The following is an 18213-nucleotide window of genomic DNA, read 5'->3' as shown; positions in this document are numbered from 1 at the left end:
CTCCCTTGTCGGCGCACTCTCTGTCATCGGCGATGTTCCTTACTGTCCGTCCACGGCGGAACGACCAAGTGGATGGATCGGCGGGAACCAATCTCTGCCCGAAAAGGCAACTGCCCGTTCGGGCGGCGGGGCCCGCCCGTCCGGCCGTTGGCAACCGGCCCGGCGAAGCCGACAGTGGAGGCATGCCGGCTAGCCGGGACAAGGTGGCACAGGCCCCGGCCGCGGAACCCGCGCGGCCGGTCAAACCCGCGCGCCGCGCGACCCCGCCGGCGCTGCTGCGGCTGCAGGCCACCGCGGGCAACGCGGCCGTGACCCGCCTCGTCGGTGTGCAGCGCAACAGCTGCCCCGCTCCCCCGGTCGCGCCCACCGGCGTGACCCCCGCGTCGGACCCGAAGTTCGGATCACTCAAGAAGGACGTCGGCGGGCAGGCGAAAGCGGCCAAGGCTCATCCGCCCGCCGGTGCGGAGGTCAAGAAGGCACAGGACGCCGCGGTCGCGCCCGCGGACGACAAGGAAGCCCAAGCCAAGGCGGCGCAGGCGGACAAGATGGCAGCCGCCAAACCGGCCGGGTTCGACAAGGCCGCCTTCGTCGCCGCGGTCAACGCCGCCGTCGCCAAGCAGGCGCCGCGGAATCTCGACGAAGCCGACAAGTTCGCCTCCTCGGGCAAGGCGGACCAGATCAAATCCGAAGTGATGGGCAAGGTCACCAGCGGCAAGGACGCGTCGGCCAAGGACGTCACCGACCGCACCAAGGAAGCGCCGGATACCAGCAGGGCCACGGAAAAACCGGTGAAACCGCTACCGGAGGCCCCACCGCCGCCCGCGTTGTCCCCGCCGGACGCACGCAAGGCCACGCCGGACAAGGCCCCGCCCGGCCAAACCGACCTGCGCGCCGACCAGTGCGAAACCCACGGCAAAATGGCCGAGGCCGGAGTCACCGACCAGCAGCTGTCGCAGTCCAACGAGCCCGAGTTCACCGGCGCGCTCGCGGCGAAGCAAGAAGGCGAGCAGCACACGGCGTCGGCCCCCGCGGCGGTTCGCGAGTCGGAGGCGGGCCAGTTGGCCGCCGTCACGGGCGCGGCGCAGGCGTCCGGACAGGCCGCGATGGCCGGCATGACCGGCGCGCGGTCGTCCGCCGGGCAACGCGGGCACGCGGCGAAGTCGGCCACGAAAGCCAAGGACGAGCAGGACCGGGCCCGGATCACCGCGGAGATCAAGGCGATCTTCGAGGAGACCAAGACGAAGGTCGAGGGGGTCCTCGGCGCGCTCGACGATCAGGTGGCCAAACGGTTCGAGACCGGCGAAGCGGCGGCGAAGGCCGCGTTCACCGCGGACCACCAGGCCCGGATGAAAAAGTACAAGGACGAACGCTACGACGGCGTCACCGGCGCGGCCCGCTGGACCTACGACCTGTTCGCCGGCCTGCCCGCGGAGGCGAACAACCTCTTCCTCGAAGCCAAGAAGGTCTACGAGGCGAAGATGCAGGGCGTCATCGGCGACATCGCCGATTTCGTCGGCCAGCAGCTGAGTGAAGCGAAAAGGCTGATCGCCGAAGGCCGCGAGCGAGTCCGGCGGAAAGTCGACTCACAGTCCCCTGCCCTGCGCAAGATCGCGGGCGAGGCCGCCAAGGAGTTCGGCGGCCAGTTCGACGAACTCGAGAACTCCGTCGACGAGAAACAGCAGTCGCTGGTCGAGGATCTGGCGCAGAAGTACAGCGAAGCCCGCAACGCCGTCGACGAGGAGATCAAGGCACTGCAGGCGGAGAACAAGGGGCTGTGGGACAAGGCGAAAGAGGCGATCGGCGGCGCGATCGACACGATCATGAAGCTGAAGGACATGCTGCTGAGCGTGCTGTCGCGAGCGGCGAACGCGGTCGGCCTGATCATCGCCAAGCCCATCGAGTTCCTCGGCAACCTGGTCAACGCGGTCAAGGCCGGCGTCATGAACTTCGGCGCGAACATCGTGCAGCACCTCAAGGACGGCCTGAAGGCCTGGCTGCTCGGCAACCTGGCCAGCGCGGGCATCGAGATCCCGGAGACACTGGACGCCAAGGGCATCCTGAAGATGATCATGTCGATCCTCGGGCTCACCTGGGCGAGTGTCCGTGCGCGGATCCTCCGTTTCATCCCGGAACCCGTGCTCGCCAAGCTGGAGCAGACGTTCGAGGTGGTCAAGATCCTGATCACCGAAGGCGTACCGGGGCTCTGGCGCTGGGTGATCGAGAAACTGGGCGACCTCAAGGAGATGGTGCTCGGCCAGATCAAGGAATTCGTGATCGAGAAGATCGTCAAGGCTGGCATCACCTGGATCATCTCGATGCTCAACCCGGCGGCCGCGTTCATCAAGGCCTGCAAGGCGATCTACGACATCGTCATGTTCTTCGTGGACAAGGCCGCCCAGATCAAGGAGTTCGTCTCGTCGGTCCTGGACTCGGTCGAGTCGATCGCCCGGGGCGGGGCGGGCGCGGTGGCGGGGCTGATCGAGCGGACCCTGGCCAAGGCGTTGCCGATGGTGCTCGGGTTCCTGGCGAGCCTGCTCGGGCTGGGCGGCATCTCGGAGAAGATCAAGTCGATCCTGGAGAAGGTCCAGGCCCCGGTCGGCAAGGTGATCGACACGGTGATCGGCACGATCGTCAAGGCAGGCAAGAAGATCTGGTCGAAGCTGAAGGGCAAGAAGGAGGACAAAGAGGCCCCCGGAGACGTACGAGGACAGGTCAACTCTGAAATTGCCAGCAAATTGCCCAAGTCCGCGAAGGCCGGTGAGGTCCGCTCGGTCCTGCAGGGAATCTACAACACCTACCAACCCAAAGGCCTGAAGCAGATCGCACTCGAAAGATCCGGCGGAAAGGCAGGCGTATTCGATGTCATGGTCACCTGCTCGCCATCCGCTGCCGCGGCCAAGGTGCTCGCTGCCATGCATCTGAAACTTGACGACCTCGACTTCAGCGAAGGCACGACTTGCGTGGCCACGGTCAACGGTCAACACATCACGACATCGCGCGCCAAAGGACGTCACGCCGAACGTAAGTGCCTGACGATGATCAACCGAAGCTGGAAGAAGGTCACCACACCTGGCCAGCCTGTCGACATACTGTTGCAGGTAACTCGTTCGCCCTGCAGCGAGTGCACCACGGCGATCATGAGCTTCAAAACACTGAAAGAAGCGGGGCAAGACGAGAAGGGGCGAAAGACACCCAAACACGACATCAACCTTACTATCCAGGTTGCGAGCGTATATGAAGGCGAGGGAAGTTCGGTGGCCTCGACTTCGAAAGAAGACCTCGAAGAGCTCCGAGACACGCATAAAGTCAACATTGAGGTGTGGGACATTCTCGCGGTCATGAAGAAGAAGCTCGGCCGAGAGGTCGAAGACAGCGACATCGGAGCAGAGACCAGACGCAAACTCGCACAAAAGGCCCAGACCTTGAACGAAGACCTCCAGAACCTCAGCGACGTCCGAATCGGACACGGCTAGCCGGTCGATGGGGCAGAGTGAGTACGTGAAGGCCCCCTTGCTTACGCCTAGCGCAAGCAAGGGGGCCTTCACGTACCTCGCGGTGTGGAGGTCGAGTTTCCTGCGCTGAGCCGAGGGAAGGCGACCTTCACGCGCACTATTCCGACACTCAGCCTTAGGGCCGGGTACTATGCCTCTTCTTCGGTCTCTTCCTCGCGCTGCACGTACGTCTGCGCCATCTTCTCTTCCGCGCCTTCCTCGGCCTCAGGAGCTTCCTCGCGCTGCACGGCCGCCGAATCCTCGGAGGAGTGCCCACCGTCTTCGCAACGCTGAACCGCGGAGGTAGGCGCAGGAGCCGACATCAGCCGGTCCGCGTTCGCGACGGCCTCGCGCTCGAACCGGTCCGAGGGATCCGAAACCTTCACCCCACCACCGGCCTCGGTCCCGTCCACCGGCCCGCTCCGCTGCTGGACGACATGGGTCAGCTCATGCGCGAGCATGTGTTTGCCCGAGTCCGAACCAGGGTCGTACTTGTCCCGCTGGAACACGATGTTCGAACCCACCGTGTAGGCCTGCGCGTTGACCGACTTCGCCGAATCGTGCGCGGCGCCGTCGGTGTGCACCCGGACGTCTCCGAAGTCGTGCCCGAAGCGGCCCTCCATGTCCGCGCGCGTCGAGGAGTCCAAAGGCGCGCCGCCACCGGAGCCAACGACGTCGTGCACCGGCGAACGTTCTTCTTCGACCAGGGTGCTCACTCCGGCGTTTCCCACCGCGCGCTGCAGATCCAGCATGCCCGCGGGGCCGAGTACGTCGGTACGCCCGGCCGCGGCGGCGCGGCCCAGCAGACCGCCCTCGTCCCGGTCTATCCGGTCGCCCTTCGGCCGCAGGCTCGGTTCGAGGTCGTTGTCGTGGCTGTGCCCGCGCATGGTCCGCTCCCTCGGTCGCTACGCCGCCCGTCAAGCTTGCGCCGTCGCCGCGCAGCGCACCAGGCTGCCGGGCGCGGCCGAACGGGCGACATCGGCTGCCCGAACGGGCAGCTCAGCCATCGGTCACCATCGCCAGGTACGGGCCGAACTCACGGTCCAGGCAAAGTCTGCCCAGCTTGCGATACTCCCGTGCGACCGCGCCGACCAGATCCGTCATCGCCACCGGACGGCCCGCCTCCGCGGCCAGATACGCGCCGGTCACCACGGCCGAGCGGATGTGCCCTCCGGCGAGTTCGAACGCTTCGGCAAGGAACCCCAGGTCCAGGTCGCCGGCCCGGGGCATTCGAGCGCCGAGGCAGCGGTCCCACAGCTGACGCCGCAACTCGACGTCCGGCAACGGGAAGTCCACGATCACGTCCAGCCTGCGGGTGAACGCCTCGTCGAGGTTCGCTCGCAGGTTGGTGGCCAGCACCGCGATACCGTCGAAGGTCTCCATCCGCTGCAGCAGGTAGGCGCTTTCGATGTTCGCGTACCGGTCGTGCGCGTCACGGACCTCGGATCGCTTGCCGAAGATCGCGTCCGCCTCGTCGAACAGCAACACCCCGTTGACACCGGCGGCCTCGGTGAAGATCCGTTCCAGGTTCTTCTCCGTCTCGCCGACGTACTTGTCGACCACCGTCGCCAGGTTCACGGTATAGAGATCCAGCCCCAGCGAGGCGGCGATCACCTCGGCGGACATCGTCTTGCCGGTACCGGAATCGCCCGCGAACAATCCTGTCACGCCGCGGCCGCGCCCACCTCCCGGCCGCATTCGCCACTCGTCGAGCACCTGGTCGCGGTAGCGTGCCCGCGCGGCCAGTTCGTCCAAAAGGGACAGTACGCCCGCGGGCAACACGAGGTCGCTCCAGCCGACCGCGGGTTCGATCCGCCGGGCGAGCCGTTGCAGCCCGGCCGCGTTCTGGCTGCGCGCGCCCGCGCGCAGGTGGGACGTCCGCACCGGCCCGCCATCGGCCAGCGCCGTCACCGACGCCGCTTTCGCCGCACGGGCGATCTGCCCCGGCCCCAGCACGAAATGCGCGGTCGCCTCCCCCGGGTCGACGTCCGGTGCGAGCCCACCGTCGAGATGGCCGCGCCAAAGATCCACCCGGCTCGCCGCGGACAGGGGAAAGGCGTCGAGTTGCAACGGCGGGATGGCGCTCCGCCGGGGGTCCCACGCTCCGGTGCCGTGCACGATCAACGGGACCGCCGGATGAGCGAGCTTCTCCAGGTGCGGGGAGTCGTCGACCGGGCCCAGCACCAACCCCGCTCCGCGCAGCAACGCCTCCCGCACCAGCGAACCGGTGAGCTCGCCCCGTCCTGATTCCGCCTGCCACCGCGCCGCATCGACCACCAGCGCGGGAAAACCGGCACCGGTCAGTGCCGCGACACCGAGTTCTTCGGCCCCTCCACCAGGATGCTCCTTCAGATAGACCAACCCGACCCGGCCTCTGAGCGCGCGGGCCAGCCGATCGGCACCGGTCACGTCGGTGAACTCCGTGCCGAGCCGTGCGCACCCGGCGAGTTCCGGGGCGAGCCGATCATCGCCCAGCAGGTGGTTCACCACCCGATCGGGTACACGAAGCGTGCGTGACAGGAAGGGTCTTTCCTCCTCCTCCAAGGTGAGCAGGCCACAGGTGATCAGCGGAGCGTCGGCGTCGAGCCGCGCCCGGCCCGCGGCTGAGGCTTCAGGAACTCCGCACAGGCGCAAGGCCAAGCCCGCTGTCGCCCGGCGGCGGGTCACGTCGTCGTTGAGGTAGCCGTAAAACTGCTCGAACCGGCTGTCGAGGTCCGGCGCGAGCGCGACCAGCAGCAGTTCGATGTCGACACCGGTGAGTCCCACGCGCTCCGCCAACGGGTGCAGACGGCCGTCCGGCACGGAGTCCGTGAACGGCGGGAACGGCTCGCGGTGGCCCTCCAGCAGCGCGTCGATCGTCTCGTTCGACAGGTACAGCCCACGGAACGGGTCGTCGGGGTTCGGGTCGGCGGCCCGGCGGCTTTCCACCGCGTCGCGGATCCGCTGTTCGAGGCGGGCCAGCCGCCCGAACAGGTACTCCAGGCTCATCGGGACTTCCGGTGAGTGCGCGTCATCGCGACCCGGCGTTGCCCTTCGACCGCACCACTCTCCGCCACATGGTGCCCGATCAGCTCGCCATCGCGGGTGTCGAGCTTCAAGCCTTCCTTCGGCGGCTGTTCGGCCGGGTACATTCGTCCACTGTGGACCGGGGTGGAGATCACCACGTCCAGCGACGGTTTCAGTTCACCGCCCAAAGCGGTCCAGACGTCGGCGAACGCGCGGTCCTCGGGCGGCGGCAACGCGACGGTCATCGGCACCGGCAGGCCCATCTCGGCCAGTGACCCGGTCAGCACCGCTTCCGGGACGGCGTCGTAGGCGAGCAGGCCGAGTAACAGGTCGGACAGCACGCGATGCTCGTCTTCCGGGCGCTGCGTCCACGCGGTGACCAGATAGGACAGCTTGATGTGCCGGGGCGGAAGGTGCCGCGCCGAGACCTTGCCGAGCGGGTCGTACTCATTGAGGAGGCCTCGTGAGCGACGGCGTAGATCCTCACGCACGTCGTAGAGGTAGACGTTCACCGTGGGAGCGTTGCGCCGAGCCGCCCACTCCTTGGTGGGCGCGTCGAACGTGACCTCGATCTCGCTGCCGCGCCGGGCCGCGTCCCGCACCAGACGCCGTAGCGCCTCGTCGACCTCATGGATCACTGCGGACCTCCTCGGACGGCGGTCTTCCCACGATGATCGCGGCGGCGCCGATCGGCCAGCCGCACAGCGGCAGACCTTCGGGTACCCCAGGCTGCCCGTATGGGCAACGCGCGACCCGCGCCCATGATCGGTCGCTGAAGTCCCACTCGTACTATCGAGTGGTAAGGCAAAGGTGTCCTGGTCGGATGCCAAGTCCGTGAAGGCCTCCTTGAGGGCCCCTGGGTCCCTCAAGGAGGCCTTCACGGACCGGCGCTACCGGCGCTACGCTCCTGTCGAATCGGGCAAAGCGCCCGCTCAGGGAGGGAAACCGATGACTCGCAAGTATCGCCTGATGACCCTGCTGGCCGCCGGCATCGCCCTCGCGGGAACGGTCGTCGCGCCCGCCACCGCGATGGCCGCGCCGAGCTGCACCTCGGATCTGTGCCTGTGGTCGGGAATCAACTACACCGGCACGAAGAGCACGGCAGGGTACTTCGACAAGAACACCCATTGCTACCCGGACAAGCACTACAACTCCGCGGTCAGCCGCACCGGTTACAGCATCCGGATGTACAACGGCTCCTCGTGCAACGGCCCGTCGTTCATCCTCGGACCGGGCAAGCAGGTCGCCAAGACCAAGTTCGTGGTACACAGCTTCCGCCGCGCCTGACCCGACCGCCGCGTGGACCACTCGGTCCACGCAGTACTCGCTTCCGCGGGAGTACCCATCCCCCATCAGTGACGACGGCACGACATCCCCGCCACCGAGCAGAACCCCGGTCGAGGCAGAGCCATCACCGGGGTTCGAAGCTGAAGATCTGGCCCGACCCGGCGGGGAGGCAGGGCAGCTGGAACAGCGGCTCCCATTCGTCCATGGACACTTCGCGCACTCCCAGACACATCCCGCTGTGCACGGCACGGATGCGGAATCCCGGCACGGCGCCGCCGACCGGGATCAACTGGAACTCTTCCGCCGCGCCGGTGCCACAGTGGTCGTCGTAGATCGCCACGCCGGATTTCGACGACGCCTGGGCGATCCCCATGCATCCGGCACCGAACTCCGGATGGCTGATGGCGATCCGGTAGATGTCGCCGTGCTTCGCCTGCAACGCCATCGGTGGCACGCTGCGACGACAATCGCGCTGACGGACTTGACCGCTGCTGTCGGACAGATCCTCGGACAGGCACAGATTCGAGTGCCGCAACCGAATGAGGTAGCCGCCCGGCGCCGGTAACACCGCCGCGGCAGGTGCGGGCAGGGCCGGGCCGTCGGCGTGGTGGATCGCCGGCGGCGGGCCGCCGGTTCCGGTCGAAGTGGTGAGGATGAATCCGGCCACCACGAGCATGATCACCGCCGTCGTGAGCGAGACTCGGCGAGATCGTGTGCTGTGCAGGTCATCGGATGGCATGGCCGGCGGCGGTGCGGGCGAAGTCTGTGGCGTCTGGTCGAGGTGTGGTCTCACGGCCAGGCGTTCGCGAGTGCCCAACCACTCCCCCAGATGCTGCCCGTCGCCGCACGCGCGTACGAACACCGCCAGCAGTTCCGCCCGGGGAAGCGCGTCCCGGCGCAGCATGTCGGCGACGGTACTGCGAGGTAGGACAGCACCCTGTTCGGCCGCGTTTTCCTCCAATTGCCGCAAGGTGCGACCCGATTTCCTTTTGAGCGACCGCAGGAGCACGGAGAATTCCGCGACATCCCGCGCTGACTCCGGCTGAACGCGGTCCCAAGACACGGTCACAGCGTGGCCGAACATCCACACCCGAGGGATCGGCTGGTCGGGTGGTTCGCCCGACCAGGCAAAGACGCTGCCGTGCTGCTCGGCCTGTAACCGGGCAGAAGACAGGCCGGTCCGGACGTCACAGGGGAACCGCCACGATTCAGCTGATGAAGCCCGCGGACTTGAGCCAGTCGTGGGCGACCGTGGCGGCCTTCTGGCCGTCGACGCTGACCTTCTTGTTCAGGTCCGTGAGCGTCGCGGTGTCGAGCTTCGCGGCGATCGGCGTGAAGACCTGCTCCAGCTGCGGGTACTTCTGGGCGAGCGGAGTGGCGATCGTGATGGCGGGGTTGTACGTCGGGAAGAAATGCTTGTCGTCCTCGAGCACGGTGAGGTTCTGCGCGGCCACGCGTCCGTCGGTGGAGGCGACCGAGCCGAAACCGCAGGGGTCCCCCTTGCCGACGCTCGGGTAGACGACGGCGTCGTTGAGCAGGTGCACCTGCGGGTCGGGCAGGGTGAACCCGTAGGTCTTCGCCAGGCCGGGGAAACCGTCGTCCCGGCTCTTGAATTCCGGGCCCATGCAGGTCGAGGCCGCGGCCGGGTCTCGCTTCACCAGGGCCGCGTAGTCGGACAGCGTCTTGACGCCGGTCCGGGCCACTGCCGCCGGGTTGCCGGCGAGGGCGTAGGTGTCGTTGGCAGGCGAGCGTGCCCACCAAGTGACGCCGTTGGCGGTGTCGGCCTGTTTGACCGCTTCGTACTGCGCCTGCGGGTCGGTGATCGGCTTGGTCTGGTTGAGGTAGCTGATCCAGGCGGTGCCGGTGTATTCCCAGTACAGGTCCACCGCTCCGCTGGTGAGCGCCTGGCGGACGTTGCTGGAGCCGGTGATGTTGGTCTTGTCCTGCGGGCTCGCCCCGGCCGCCTGCAAGGCGACGAGGGCGATCTGGCCGAGCAGCAGCTGCTCGTCGAATTCCTTGGAGCTGACGCGGATCTGGGCGCCGTTCAGCGCGTCGATCTTCTTGATGGATCCCGCGCCCACCTGGGCGCCGGTCTCGTCCTTTCCGATCGTGCAGCCGGCCGCGAGCGACGCTGACGCGACGAGCGCGAGCACGGCGGCGGTCGTGCGCTGGAGCATCCGCATGGGTTGGTCCTCCTTGAAGTCGGTCGGGTCACAGGCCGCGCGGGTGCAGGACCTCCTCGGCGACCAACCCCAGCCAGTCGACGAAAAGCGCCAGTGCGGCGACGATGATGCCGAAGGTCAGGCTCAGCATTGGGCGGTACAGCCCGATCCCGGCGACAAGCCCGCCGCCGAGACCGCCGCCGTCGATGAACGTCGCCAGCGTCGCGCTCGCGACGGTGAGCACCAGCGCGGTCCGGATCCCGGCGAGGATCACCGGGACGGCCAGCGGCAGCTCGATCCGCCACAGGACGGCCGTCTTGCCCATGCCCATGCCGCGCGCGGCGTCGACGACGGTCGGGTCGACGCCGTCGAGCCCGACGATCGTGTTGCGCAGCACCGGCAAGGTCGCGTAGACGACGAGCGCCGTCACCGCCGTCGCGGTGCCCGTGCCCATCCAGAGCGCGAGCAGCACGACGAGCCCGATCGACGGGATCGCCTGGCCGAGGTTGCCCAGCCCGAGGCCGATGGGCCGGGCCCAGCGGGCGCCGGCGCGGGTGAGCAGGATGCCCAGCGGGAGGGCGATGGCGACGGTGCACGCCGTCGAGATCAAGGTGAGCCGCAGGTGCACGCCCAGTTCGGTGAGGATCTCGCCGGGGTTGAGAAAGCGCTGTTCGATCGAGTCGAGCGGGTGCGCGCGCACGATCAGGAAGAGCGCCAGCAAGGTGAGAGTCAGTAGGACCGGGCGCACCAGCAGCCCGAGCCGGCGACGGCGAGGCCGCGCGGGCGCCGTGGCGTCCGGCTCAGGGCCGGGCGCCTCCTCCGCGTCCGGGATCGCGGGCGCCTCGCCGGTGGGACCCTCTTCGGTAGGTCTCAGCGCCGCGACGAGGCAGGTCACGTCGCATACTCCCAGCGGCTGCGCACCGCTGTCCTCGGTGATCACGACCGCGGTGCTGCCGGTCCGCACCATCACGTCCAAGACGTCCAGCAGGGTGGCATCGGGCCGCGCCGTGGGCAGACCTTCCGGCCCGGCGGCCGGCCGGAGGTCCAGGTCCCCCACCCGGATCAGTCCGAGCCGTTTCAGGTTCCGCTTCGAGCCGACGAAGCTCGCGACGTAGTCGTCCGCCGGTGCGGCGAGGATCGCCTGGGGCGTGTCGTACTGCGCGATCACCGATCGCGGCCGCAGCACGGCGATCCGGTCGCCGACCTTCAGCGCCTCGTCGAAGTCGTGTGTGACGAACACGATCGTCTTGCGCACTTCCCGTTGCAGGCGAAGGAATTCGTCCTGCAGCCGGGCGCGCGTGATCGGGTCGGTGGAGCCGAACGGCTCGTCCATCAGCATGACCGGCGGGTCCGCGGCCATCGCCCGCGCCACACCGACGCGCTGCTGCTGACCGCCGGAAAGCTCACGTGGGTACCGGACGCCGTGCTCGCGGGTCAGGCCGACGACGCCGAGCAACTCGCGCACGCGGCCGACGATACGTCGTCGAGTCCAGCCGAGCATCCGAGGCACCACGCCGATGTTGGCGTCCACTCGCAAATGCGGGAAGAGCCCGATCTGCTGGATGACGTAGCCGGTGTTGCGCCGGTGTTCGTCCAGGTCGAGCGCCGATACCTCGGTGCCGCCGATCGTGACGACGCCCGAAGTGGGCTCGACGAGCCGGTTGATCATCCGCATGGTCGTCGTCTTGCCGCACCCCGACGGACCGGTCAGCACGACGATCTCGCCCGCGGGGATGCGCATCGTCAGGCTTTCGACCGCCGGGACCGCTCGTCCGGGGTAACGCTTGCCGACCTCCCGCAGTTCGATCGTCTCACCGCCCGTCCCGGCGGTTTCCCCCGACGTCGCCGGGGCCACCTCTCGGCGGGCGCGGGGACGTCGCCGTGTGGTCAGCTTGCCGACCACCACGAAGGCCAGGTCGAACAGCAGCGCCAGCACCATGATCCCGAGCGTTCCGGTGAGTACCTGGTTCAGCGAGTTGACCGAGCCGAACCGGCCGAGCCCGTCGAAGATCTCGTTGCCGAGGCCGGGGCCCTTGACGTACGCGCCGATGGCCGCGATACCGATCGTGATCTGCGTCGAGACCCGGATACCGGAAAGGATCACCGGCCAGGCGAGCGGCAGCCGCACGCGAAACAGCAGCCGCGCGCGGCCGAAGCCCATACCGCGCGCCGCGTCCACCACGGCCGGGTCGACGCCACGCAGCCCGACGATCGTGTTGCGCGTGATCGGCAGGAGTGCGTAGAGCACCAGCGCGAACAGCACGTTCGTCAGCCCCAGCCCGAACGGGCCGATCAGGATGCCCAGCAGCGCGATCGACGGGACGGTCAGGAACGCCGCCGTCGTCGTGGTCGCCATCGCGCCGAGCCACCGCCGCCGGTAGGTGAGCAGGCCGATCGTCATCCCGACCAGCACGGCCAGCACCATCGCCGCCAGGGTGAGATCCACGTGCAGGATCGCGTCGTTCACGACGTCGATCCAGTTCTCCCGGAGGTACTCCGACAGGCTCAGGGCGCCGCTCCTCGACGTCGCAGGGCAGAAAGAAACCGACCTGATCTCAGCCCAGCATGACCACGGGGCTCTTGTCCACAGCTCGGCGTAAAAGATTCGGCACGGTCCGGCCCGGCCGCGGGCAGCTGTTCTTCGCCTTACCCACCGTTGGTATGTCCGATTCAGTACCAAAGGAGGTACCGGATACTTTACAGAGCACTACGGTCAGGTGTTGATCGATCTGACACTACCTAATCCCGTCCCATGCAGGACTCCCCTTTTTCGCAGGAGGCCGAAAAATCATGTGGATCCGACGTATGTCCATGATCGCCGCCGCCCTCGTCGCCGGGTCGCTCTTCGCCGGGCCCGCGGCCGTGGCCGAATCACCGGCCGGGCCACCGATCGAACCTTTCATCATCGGCGGCAAGATCGTCACCACCCCGTACTCGTTCTTCGCTTCACTGCAACGCAATGGCCGGCATTTCTGCGGAGCGTCACTGATCGCCCCGCAATGGCTCGTCACGGCGAAGCACTGCGTCCAGGGCTCCACCGGAGGCGGTTTCTCCGCCCGGATCGGCTCGATCAACACCGGTTCCGGCGGCGAGCTCATCACCGCGGCGAGCGCGACCCTCGGCGCGAACGACATCGCCGTGGTGAGGCTGTCGAGAGCGGCCACCGCCACGCCGATCAAGATCGCGGCCGCCACCCCGGCCGTCGGCACCGTCAACAAGCTGATCGGGCACGGCCAGACATGCGGCAGCCCTGGGTGCGGCGGCTCGTCACCACAGCTTCGCGAGGTGGACACCACGACCGTCGCGGACTCCAGGTGTACCGCCGATTTCAAGCGAGGCAAGGAGATCTGCTTCCAGGGCGCACCCGGAACCAGTGCCTGCTACGGCGACTCCGGCGGACCGTCCATTTTGGACGGTAAGCTGACCGGCGCCACCAGCCGATCCGGCAACAACAGCAGCAACTGCCTCAACGGTCCCGGAATCTACAACAGCGTTCCCGGCTATCGGGCCTGGATCGACCAGGTCACCGGTGGTGCGGTGACCGCGTGGGAGACGGCGTCATAGCTCCTCAAGGGAACTGACTGCGTGTCCCGAGCGCCGCTATCGCCGTTGTCGCAGCCCTCTTGGCCACGGGACCAGTAAATGAGGCGGGGACTGAGTCAGTCCCCGCCTCGGGGCTGCGTACCGCACCCCGGCTCCATGGACGTCTACCGCGAAGAGATAGACCGAGGAGCCGCGGACAACGGCAGCGCAGCTCCCCTGCTCGCCGTAGGCGTTGTGCTTGGTGCCGTCCTCGTTGCAGTGGCCGCTGTACTTCACGAAGCACGCTTAACCGTACGCCGATTCCGTGCAGCCGTATGTGTTCTGTGTCGGATCGCCGAGTACCGCCTTGTTGTATTCGGCGGCCGGGGCCGACACGCCGTCGGACTCCGGCAGCCGATGCGCAGCCCGTCAGCATGCCCGCGATCGCCGGCAACGGCGCCGCGACGAGGCTCACGATTCCGGGTCGCCAGCCCCGGCAGGTAGGCCACCTCATGACCGCAGGCGCGGGCCACCGCGACCGGCAGAGCGCCGATGTTCGCGGGCTGGTCCACGACGACCAGGACCGGCCCGTGAGCGGCGAGCTTGTCCAACATCGCCCGCAGCTGGGCTCGGTGTTCGGCAGCGGCGCATCGTGCAGCCCTTCCCCGGTCGACTCCAGGCCGACGGCGTGGTGCTCACCTTTTCCGACGTCGAGCCCTAGGAACACGCTATCGTCACGGTCGCCATCGCGCCGGGCCACCGCCGCCGGTAGGCGAGCAGGCCGATCGTCATGCCGACGAGCACGGCCAGCGCCATCGCACGACCGGCGGGAGTCGTCATCGATCGCCGGCAGTGCGCCGCCGTACCGACCATCAGTCCGATCTCGCTTCGGACCGGAAACCCAGAACTCTTCTCCGGACTCGACATCATAGAAGTTGGCGTCGTACATACCTGGCCGACGCCGGAGAGTTCGATCGCGGAAGTACGCGGTCCTCCATGTCTTGGAGAAACTGACCCAGGCGATTCACGACGGGCCACGATTGGCGTCATAGCCTGTCTTGAGCTGCACATACATGTTCCGCCGTGCCATACCCTGGGAGTAGACCGCCAGGGCAGCGTGCCGCGCGGTACTTCTGCGACGCTCTGGTCCCCAGTTCGCCGGGGTAGAACGTGCCGAGCGCCGATGTAGGCTGCGCCGAGGTTGGCCGCGTTGTTGTCCAGTTCGCCGATCGTCACCAGCGTGGCAGGTGCCATGGCCACCGACAGCGTATGCGGCGGATATGCCGGATCGCCCGCGCAGCGGCCGAGTTCGAAGCGGCCTCGATCCAGCCGAAGCGTGGCGCGAGGGCCTTGAGCCGACGCTCGATGCGAAGGAATTCGCGGTAGGCGGTTACCTAGGGAAAGGCATTACGGCACAGGGTCCCGTTCTGCACTGACCCATCGGGCGGGTACCGGAGAACGGTGAGGAAGTCGCCCGTCTCGCCGGCGGCCGTCGTCAACGGGCGGCGAGACGAGATGGACTAACTCCTGGCCGCCCATGCCGTGGAAGACCGGACATGCCACTGGACGCCACAGCTATGGACAGGGTTGTGAAACACGAGTCAACCCACCTCCGTGATACAGTCCGGCCAGACATACAACCATCTGGCTTTCGCTTGCGGATACGCCAACCTGTATGGAGACACCGTGACACAAAAATGTCCCGGCCCTGTACCTCATGTGAGGACAGGGCGGAGCGCTTTTGCACAGCCCTTGGCGGGGCTGGCCGCTGACCCCACAACTCACTCCGGTTCGGACACATACGTCCGTTCTTTCGCGTTGGAACTCACCGAGGCTGGACTCGGCGAGATCGACGCACTGGCTAACTTCCGCCTTCCCTACACGAGCGCCGAGTTCGACCTCCTGCTGGCGGGCGTCCACCCCCAGACTGGGAAGCACTCCTACGTCGCAATCGAGATGAAGGGCTGGCTGGCAGCGCGGCCAGAGCATGCCAGCGGCGCTGTCGTGAAAGGGCTCGAGGGCCTTCGCCACACGATCCATCCCGTGATCCAGCTCGACAAGATGATCACCTACTTCAGGGAACGCGCAGTCGCATCGGACCAACCGATCAGCGGGCTGGTCTGGCTTCCGCAAGCCCGCGACGCAGACGTGTGCTCCCTGCACGAGTTCGAGAGTGCAGAAGGCACCCGGGTCTTCACTCCTGAAAGCCGGGCGGAGATGGCCGACTTCGTCCGCACCCGGCTCGCGCCAGATCCGAGTCGGCGCGCCGTTGAAACACTCTCCTCCAGCCCGGTGCGCGAGCCGCATCCTCTTCTAGTGGCGGCCGCAAACGAGTTTAAGGGCTACGACGAGTACGTCTTCCTTGGTAACCAGGAACTCGCACGCTCGGCTGTGCTCGAGGCTGCCGAAAGTGGCGTGAACGAAACCCTGATCGTCTCCGGACGGCCAGCCACTGGCAAGAGCGCGATCGCTATCTCCCTGCTCGCGGAACTCGCCCGACGCGGGTACTCGGTCACCCACGCGACGGGGTCGCGCCCGGCAACTTCGACCTGGCGGAAAGTGGTCGGCACTGAGAACCCCGGCACAAAAGTGCGTGGACTATTCACCTACTTCAACAACTACTCAGGGGCAGAGCCGCGTGGCCTCGACGTCCTGATCTGCGACGAAGCGCATCGCGTCAGAGACACCTCGGCGACCCGTTACACCCGACGGGACCAGCGAACTGGAGTTCCGCAGGTAGTCGAACTGATCCAGGCGGCAAAGGTATCGGTGTTCTTCCTCGACCCAGAGCAGGCGCTGCGCCCCGGGGAGATCGGCACGGAAGAGCTAATCGCGTCCGCTGCGGTGGACAACGGCCGCACCGTCCGCCGCATCACGCTCGACGAGCAATTCGGGGCGGACGGAAGCAGCGAGTACCTCGCGTGGACACGCCTGTTGCTGGACGAACAACGGCACCCTCTTCCGATCTGGACCGGTGACCGGGAGTTCACCGTCGAGATCGCCGACACACCACAGGAAATGGAAGCTCGGATCAGGCAACAGGACCTCGACGGCACGTCCCGGATCGTCGCAGGACTGTGCTGGCCGTGGAGCGAGGCCAAGCCTGGTGAGAACCTGCCGCTCGACATCCAGATCGGTGACTGGGCGCGGCCCTGGAGTGTCAAAGGCGACCGCGGAGTGAATGGCGCACCATCGAGCAGCCACTGGGCTAGTGATCCGGCCGGGATCGGCCAGATTGGCTCGGTCTATAACGTCCAGGGTTTCGAATTCGATTGGACCGGCGTCATCCTCGGGCCGGACCTGGTGTGGCGCACCGATCGTTGGGTCGCGCAACGCACGGAGAACCTGGACTTCGGCCTCAACCGTCTGGACGACCACGCTTTCGACAAGCACATCCGACGAACTTACAGAGTTCTCCTGAGTCGAAGCCGCAAGGGCACAATCGTCTATTCGACGGACCCGGAGACACGGCACATGCTGCACAAGCTCGTTCGCTCGAAAGCACACTGACCGCATTTCCCAGCGGAAAGGAACAGCCGGACGAACCCTCGCCGTATCACCGTCACTCAGAAACGACTTCGGGCTTCCGCATCGCGGACATGCCCTCACACGTTCTGGAGAACACCTGTGGATTTCCGTTCTAACGGCGTCCCCGGCACCGGGGTCCCCGCTTTCTCAACGACCGGCCCAGGCGGACAAGTCCGGCGGCCGCAACGGGTAGCGCCGCCTTCAAGCAAGATGTGCTGGATCCTCGACGACGACGATCGGACCAAACGCGCACGCACGCTCCTCATCCCGCTGTTCGTCACCGCTGTCATCCTGGCATCCCTGGTTTCAGGAAGTATCTTGTTCATCGGACTGCTCAACCCCGGATTCTGGGGCACTCTAGCGACTCTCGCCGGCGTCGCCGGTACCGGTGGAGCATCCTGGACGATCATCAGGCAATGGTGGACCCGCCGCAACGGGAGCAACGGGAGCAACGGCATCTAGGCACGGGCGGGGTGGCCCGGATAGCTTCGGAACCACCCCGCCTAGTATCCGGCGACCCATGAGGAGATTTTCAAGCAGGTCACGGAAACCCGGCAGCGACGCCACCGGGCGAAGGAAGCGTCGCCTCGTCGGCACCTCATCGGCGGGCTCGGTTTCCCTGTCGCCACTGTTGGCGTTACTCTCAGCGCTGGCCAGGTATCCGGGGCGTGGCGTTGAGCGGGCTGCCGCCCTGGGGCACCTCATGGTCGACCTTCAGCAGGCGTTCGATCAGCGCCGCCGCGAACGCGGCCGCGTGGCCGGGATGCTGAGAAGTTTCGCCAGCTGCCCCTTCGCTTTGACCGGCGCGGACCCCGACCGGATCGCCGTCACCCACAACTACGGCCGCCGTATCCTCAGAAAATGGCGGAAAAGGAACCACCACACACGGCGCCGCCAACAACACGAGCCAGACTCCTCAGATGAAGCACCGCCACAGCCCGAACCGAACAAGATCCACCAGCAGGATCGTCAAAGCACCAGGTCAGCAAATGTCCTCCCGCGCAAGCGGGGCTGGTTGAATAGTTCGACTCGTGGCAGGTACTGGAAATCCCGGCAGTATCGGTAAGGACCGCTCTGCGGAGAACGGCTGACATTGGGGGTTCCATGAAGTTCCGTCGTGTCTTCACCACGCATGCCATCGCCGCCGGCCGCAGCCGCCGCGTTCCCGCCGGCCGCAGCCGCCGAGCCCGTCGCGAGCCTCGACTTCACCGCCCAAC

The 18213-nt window shown here is 67.0% G+C and carries 13 protein-coding genes and 1 pseudogene; 5 read left to right on the top strand and 9 right to left on the bottom strand.

The features are described 5' to 3' along the window. Positions 1-182 precede the first annotated feature (182 nt). Positions 183-3473 carry a phage tail protein gene (locus tag IE302_RS00415; RefSeq protein WP_229907520.1) on the top strand — a complete coding sequence of 1097 codons (3291 nt, stop codon included), beginning with the start codon at positions 183-185 and terminating at the stop codon, positions 3471-3473. Positions 3474-3640: 167 nt separating this feature from the next. On the opposite strand, the gene IE302_RS00410 is transcribed toward IE302_RS00415, so the two are convergent. From IE302_RS00410 to IE302_RS00400, 3 genes are all read right to left on the bottom strand, one after another. Beyond that, positions 3641-4378: an eCIS core domain-containing protein gene (locus IE302_RS00410; RefSeq protein ID WP_191250580.1), complete on the bottom strand. Its 738-nt coding sequence runs from the start codon at positions 4376-4378 to the stop codon at positions 3641-3643. A 112-nt stretch (positions 4379-4490) separates the two neighbouring features. Continuing rightward, positions 4491-6479: an ATP-binding protein gene (locus tag IE302_RS00405; RefSeq protein ID WP_191250578.1), complete on the bottom strand. Its 1989-nt coding sequence runs from the start codon at positions 6477-6479 to the stop codon at positions 4491-4493. Continuing rightward, positions 6476-7135: a Pvc16 family protein gene (locus IE302_RS00400; protein WP_191250576.1), complete on the bottom strand. Its 660-nt coding sequence runs from the start codon at positions 7133-7135 to the stop codon at positions 6476-6478. Before IE302_RS00400 ends, IE302_RS00405 begins: the two co-directional genes overlap by 4 nt. A gap of 310 nt (positions 7136-7445) precedes the next feature. Here IE302_RS00400 and IE302_RS00395 point away from each other — a divergent pair, with 310 nt between their 5' ends. Then, positions 7446-7784 (top strand): peptidase inhibitor family I36 protein, encoded by a 339-nt coding sequence (locus IE302_RS00395; RefSeq protein WP_191250574.1) that lies wholly within the window; start codon positions 7446-7448, stop codon positions 7782-7784. 124 nt (positions 7785-7908) lie between these two features. Here IE302_RS00395 and IE302_RS00390 read toward each other — a convergent pair whose 3' ends face one another. The 3 genes from IE302_RS00390 to IE302_RS43215 form a co-directional block, all read right to left on the bottom strand. Further along, positions 7909-8688, bottom strand: a complete 780-nt coding sequence (locus IE302_RS00390; protein WP_191250572.1) for an RICIN domain-containing protein — start codon at positions 8686-8688, stop codon at positions 7909-7911. 304 nt (positions 8689-8992) lie between these two features. Further along, positions 8993-9967: a glycine betaine ABC transporter substrate-binding protein gene (locus IE302_RS00385; protein WP_191250570.1), complete on the bottom strand. Its 975-nt coding sequence runs from the start codon at positions 9965-9967 to the stop codon at positions 8993-8995. Between the two features lie 28 nt (positions 9968-9995). Then, positions 9996-12413, bottom strand: a complete 2418-nt coding sequence (locus tag IE302_RS43215) for an ABC transporter permease subunit (RefSeq protein WP_191250568.1) — start codon at positions 12411-12413, stop codon at positions 9996-9998. A 323-nt stretch (positions 12414-12736) separates the two neighbouring features. Between IE302_RS43215 and IE302_RS00375 the strand changes: the two genes are divergently transcribed. Next, a complete protein-coding gene (locus tag IE302_RS00375) occupies positions 12737-13510 on the top strand; it encodes a S1 family peptidase (protein ID WP_229907519.1) in 774 nt (257 codons plus the stop codon). A 437-nt stretch (positions 13511-13947) separates the two neighbouring features. Here the strand turns inward: IE302_RS00375 and IE302_RS00370 are convergent. Beyond that, positions 13948-14228 (bottom strand): annotated as a pseudogene (locus IE302_RS00370) (IS110 family transposase); the annotation flags it as partial. Continuing rightward, complete coding sequence (locus IE302_RS43020) at positions 14186-14308, bottom strand: hypothetical protein (RefSeq protein WP_268246737.1); 123 nt, start codon at positions 14306-14308, stop codon at positions 14186-14188. The pseudogene IE302_RS00370 and the gene IE302_RS43020, both read right to left, overlap by 43 nt. Positions 14309-15286: 978 nt before the next feature. On the opposite strand from IE302_RS43020, the gene IE302_RS00365 reads away from it, so the two are divergent. Beyond that, the gene (locus tag IE302_RS00365) at positions 15287-16978 is read left to right on the top strand and encodes a DUF2075 domain-containing protein (protein ID WP_191250566.1); all 1692 of its coding nucleotides are present in this window, start codon (positions 15287-15289) and stop codon (positions 16976-16978) included. A 336-nt stretch (positions 16979-17314) separates the two neighbouring features. Continuing rightward, entirely contained in the window at positions 17315-17458 is a 144-nt protein-coding gene (locus tag IE302_RS00360) for a hypothetical protein (protein ID WP_191250564.1), read from the top strand. Positions 17459-17639: 181 nt separating this feature from the next. On the opposite strand, the gene IE302_RS00355 is transcribed toward IE302_RS00360, so the two are convergent. Further along, a complete protein-coding gene (locus IE302_RS00355; RefSeq protein ID WP_191250562.1) occupies positions 17640-17900 on the bottom strand; it encodes a hypothetical protein in 261 nt (86 codons plus the stop codon). Positions 17901-18213: the final 313 nt, after the last annotated feature.

It is taken from the genome of Amycolatopsis oliviviridis (assembly GCF_014654365.1).
In the GTDB taxonomy this organism is placed as follows: domain Bacteria; phylum Actinomycetota; class Actinomycetes; order Mycobacteriales; family Pseudonocardiaceae; genus Amycolatopsis; species Amycolatopsis oliviviridis.
This window is presented reverse-complemented; position numbering and strand designations above follow the sequence as displayed.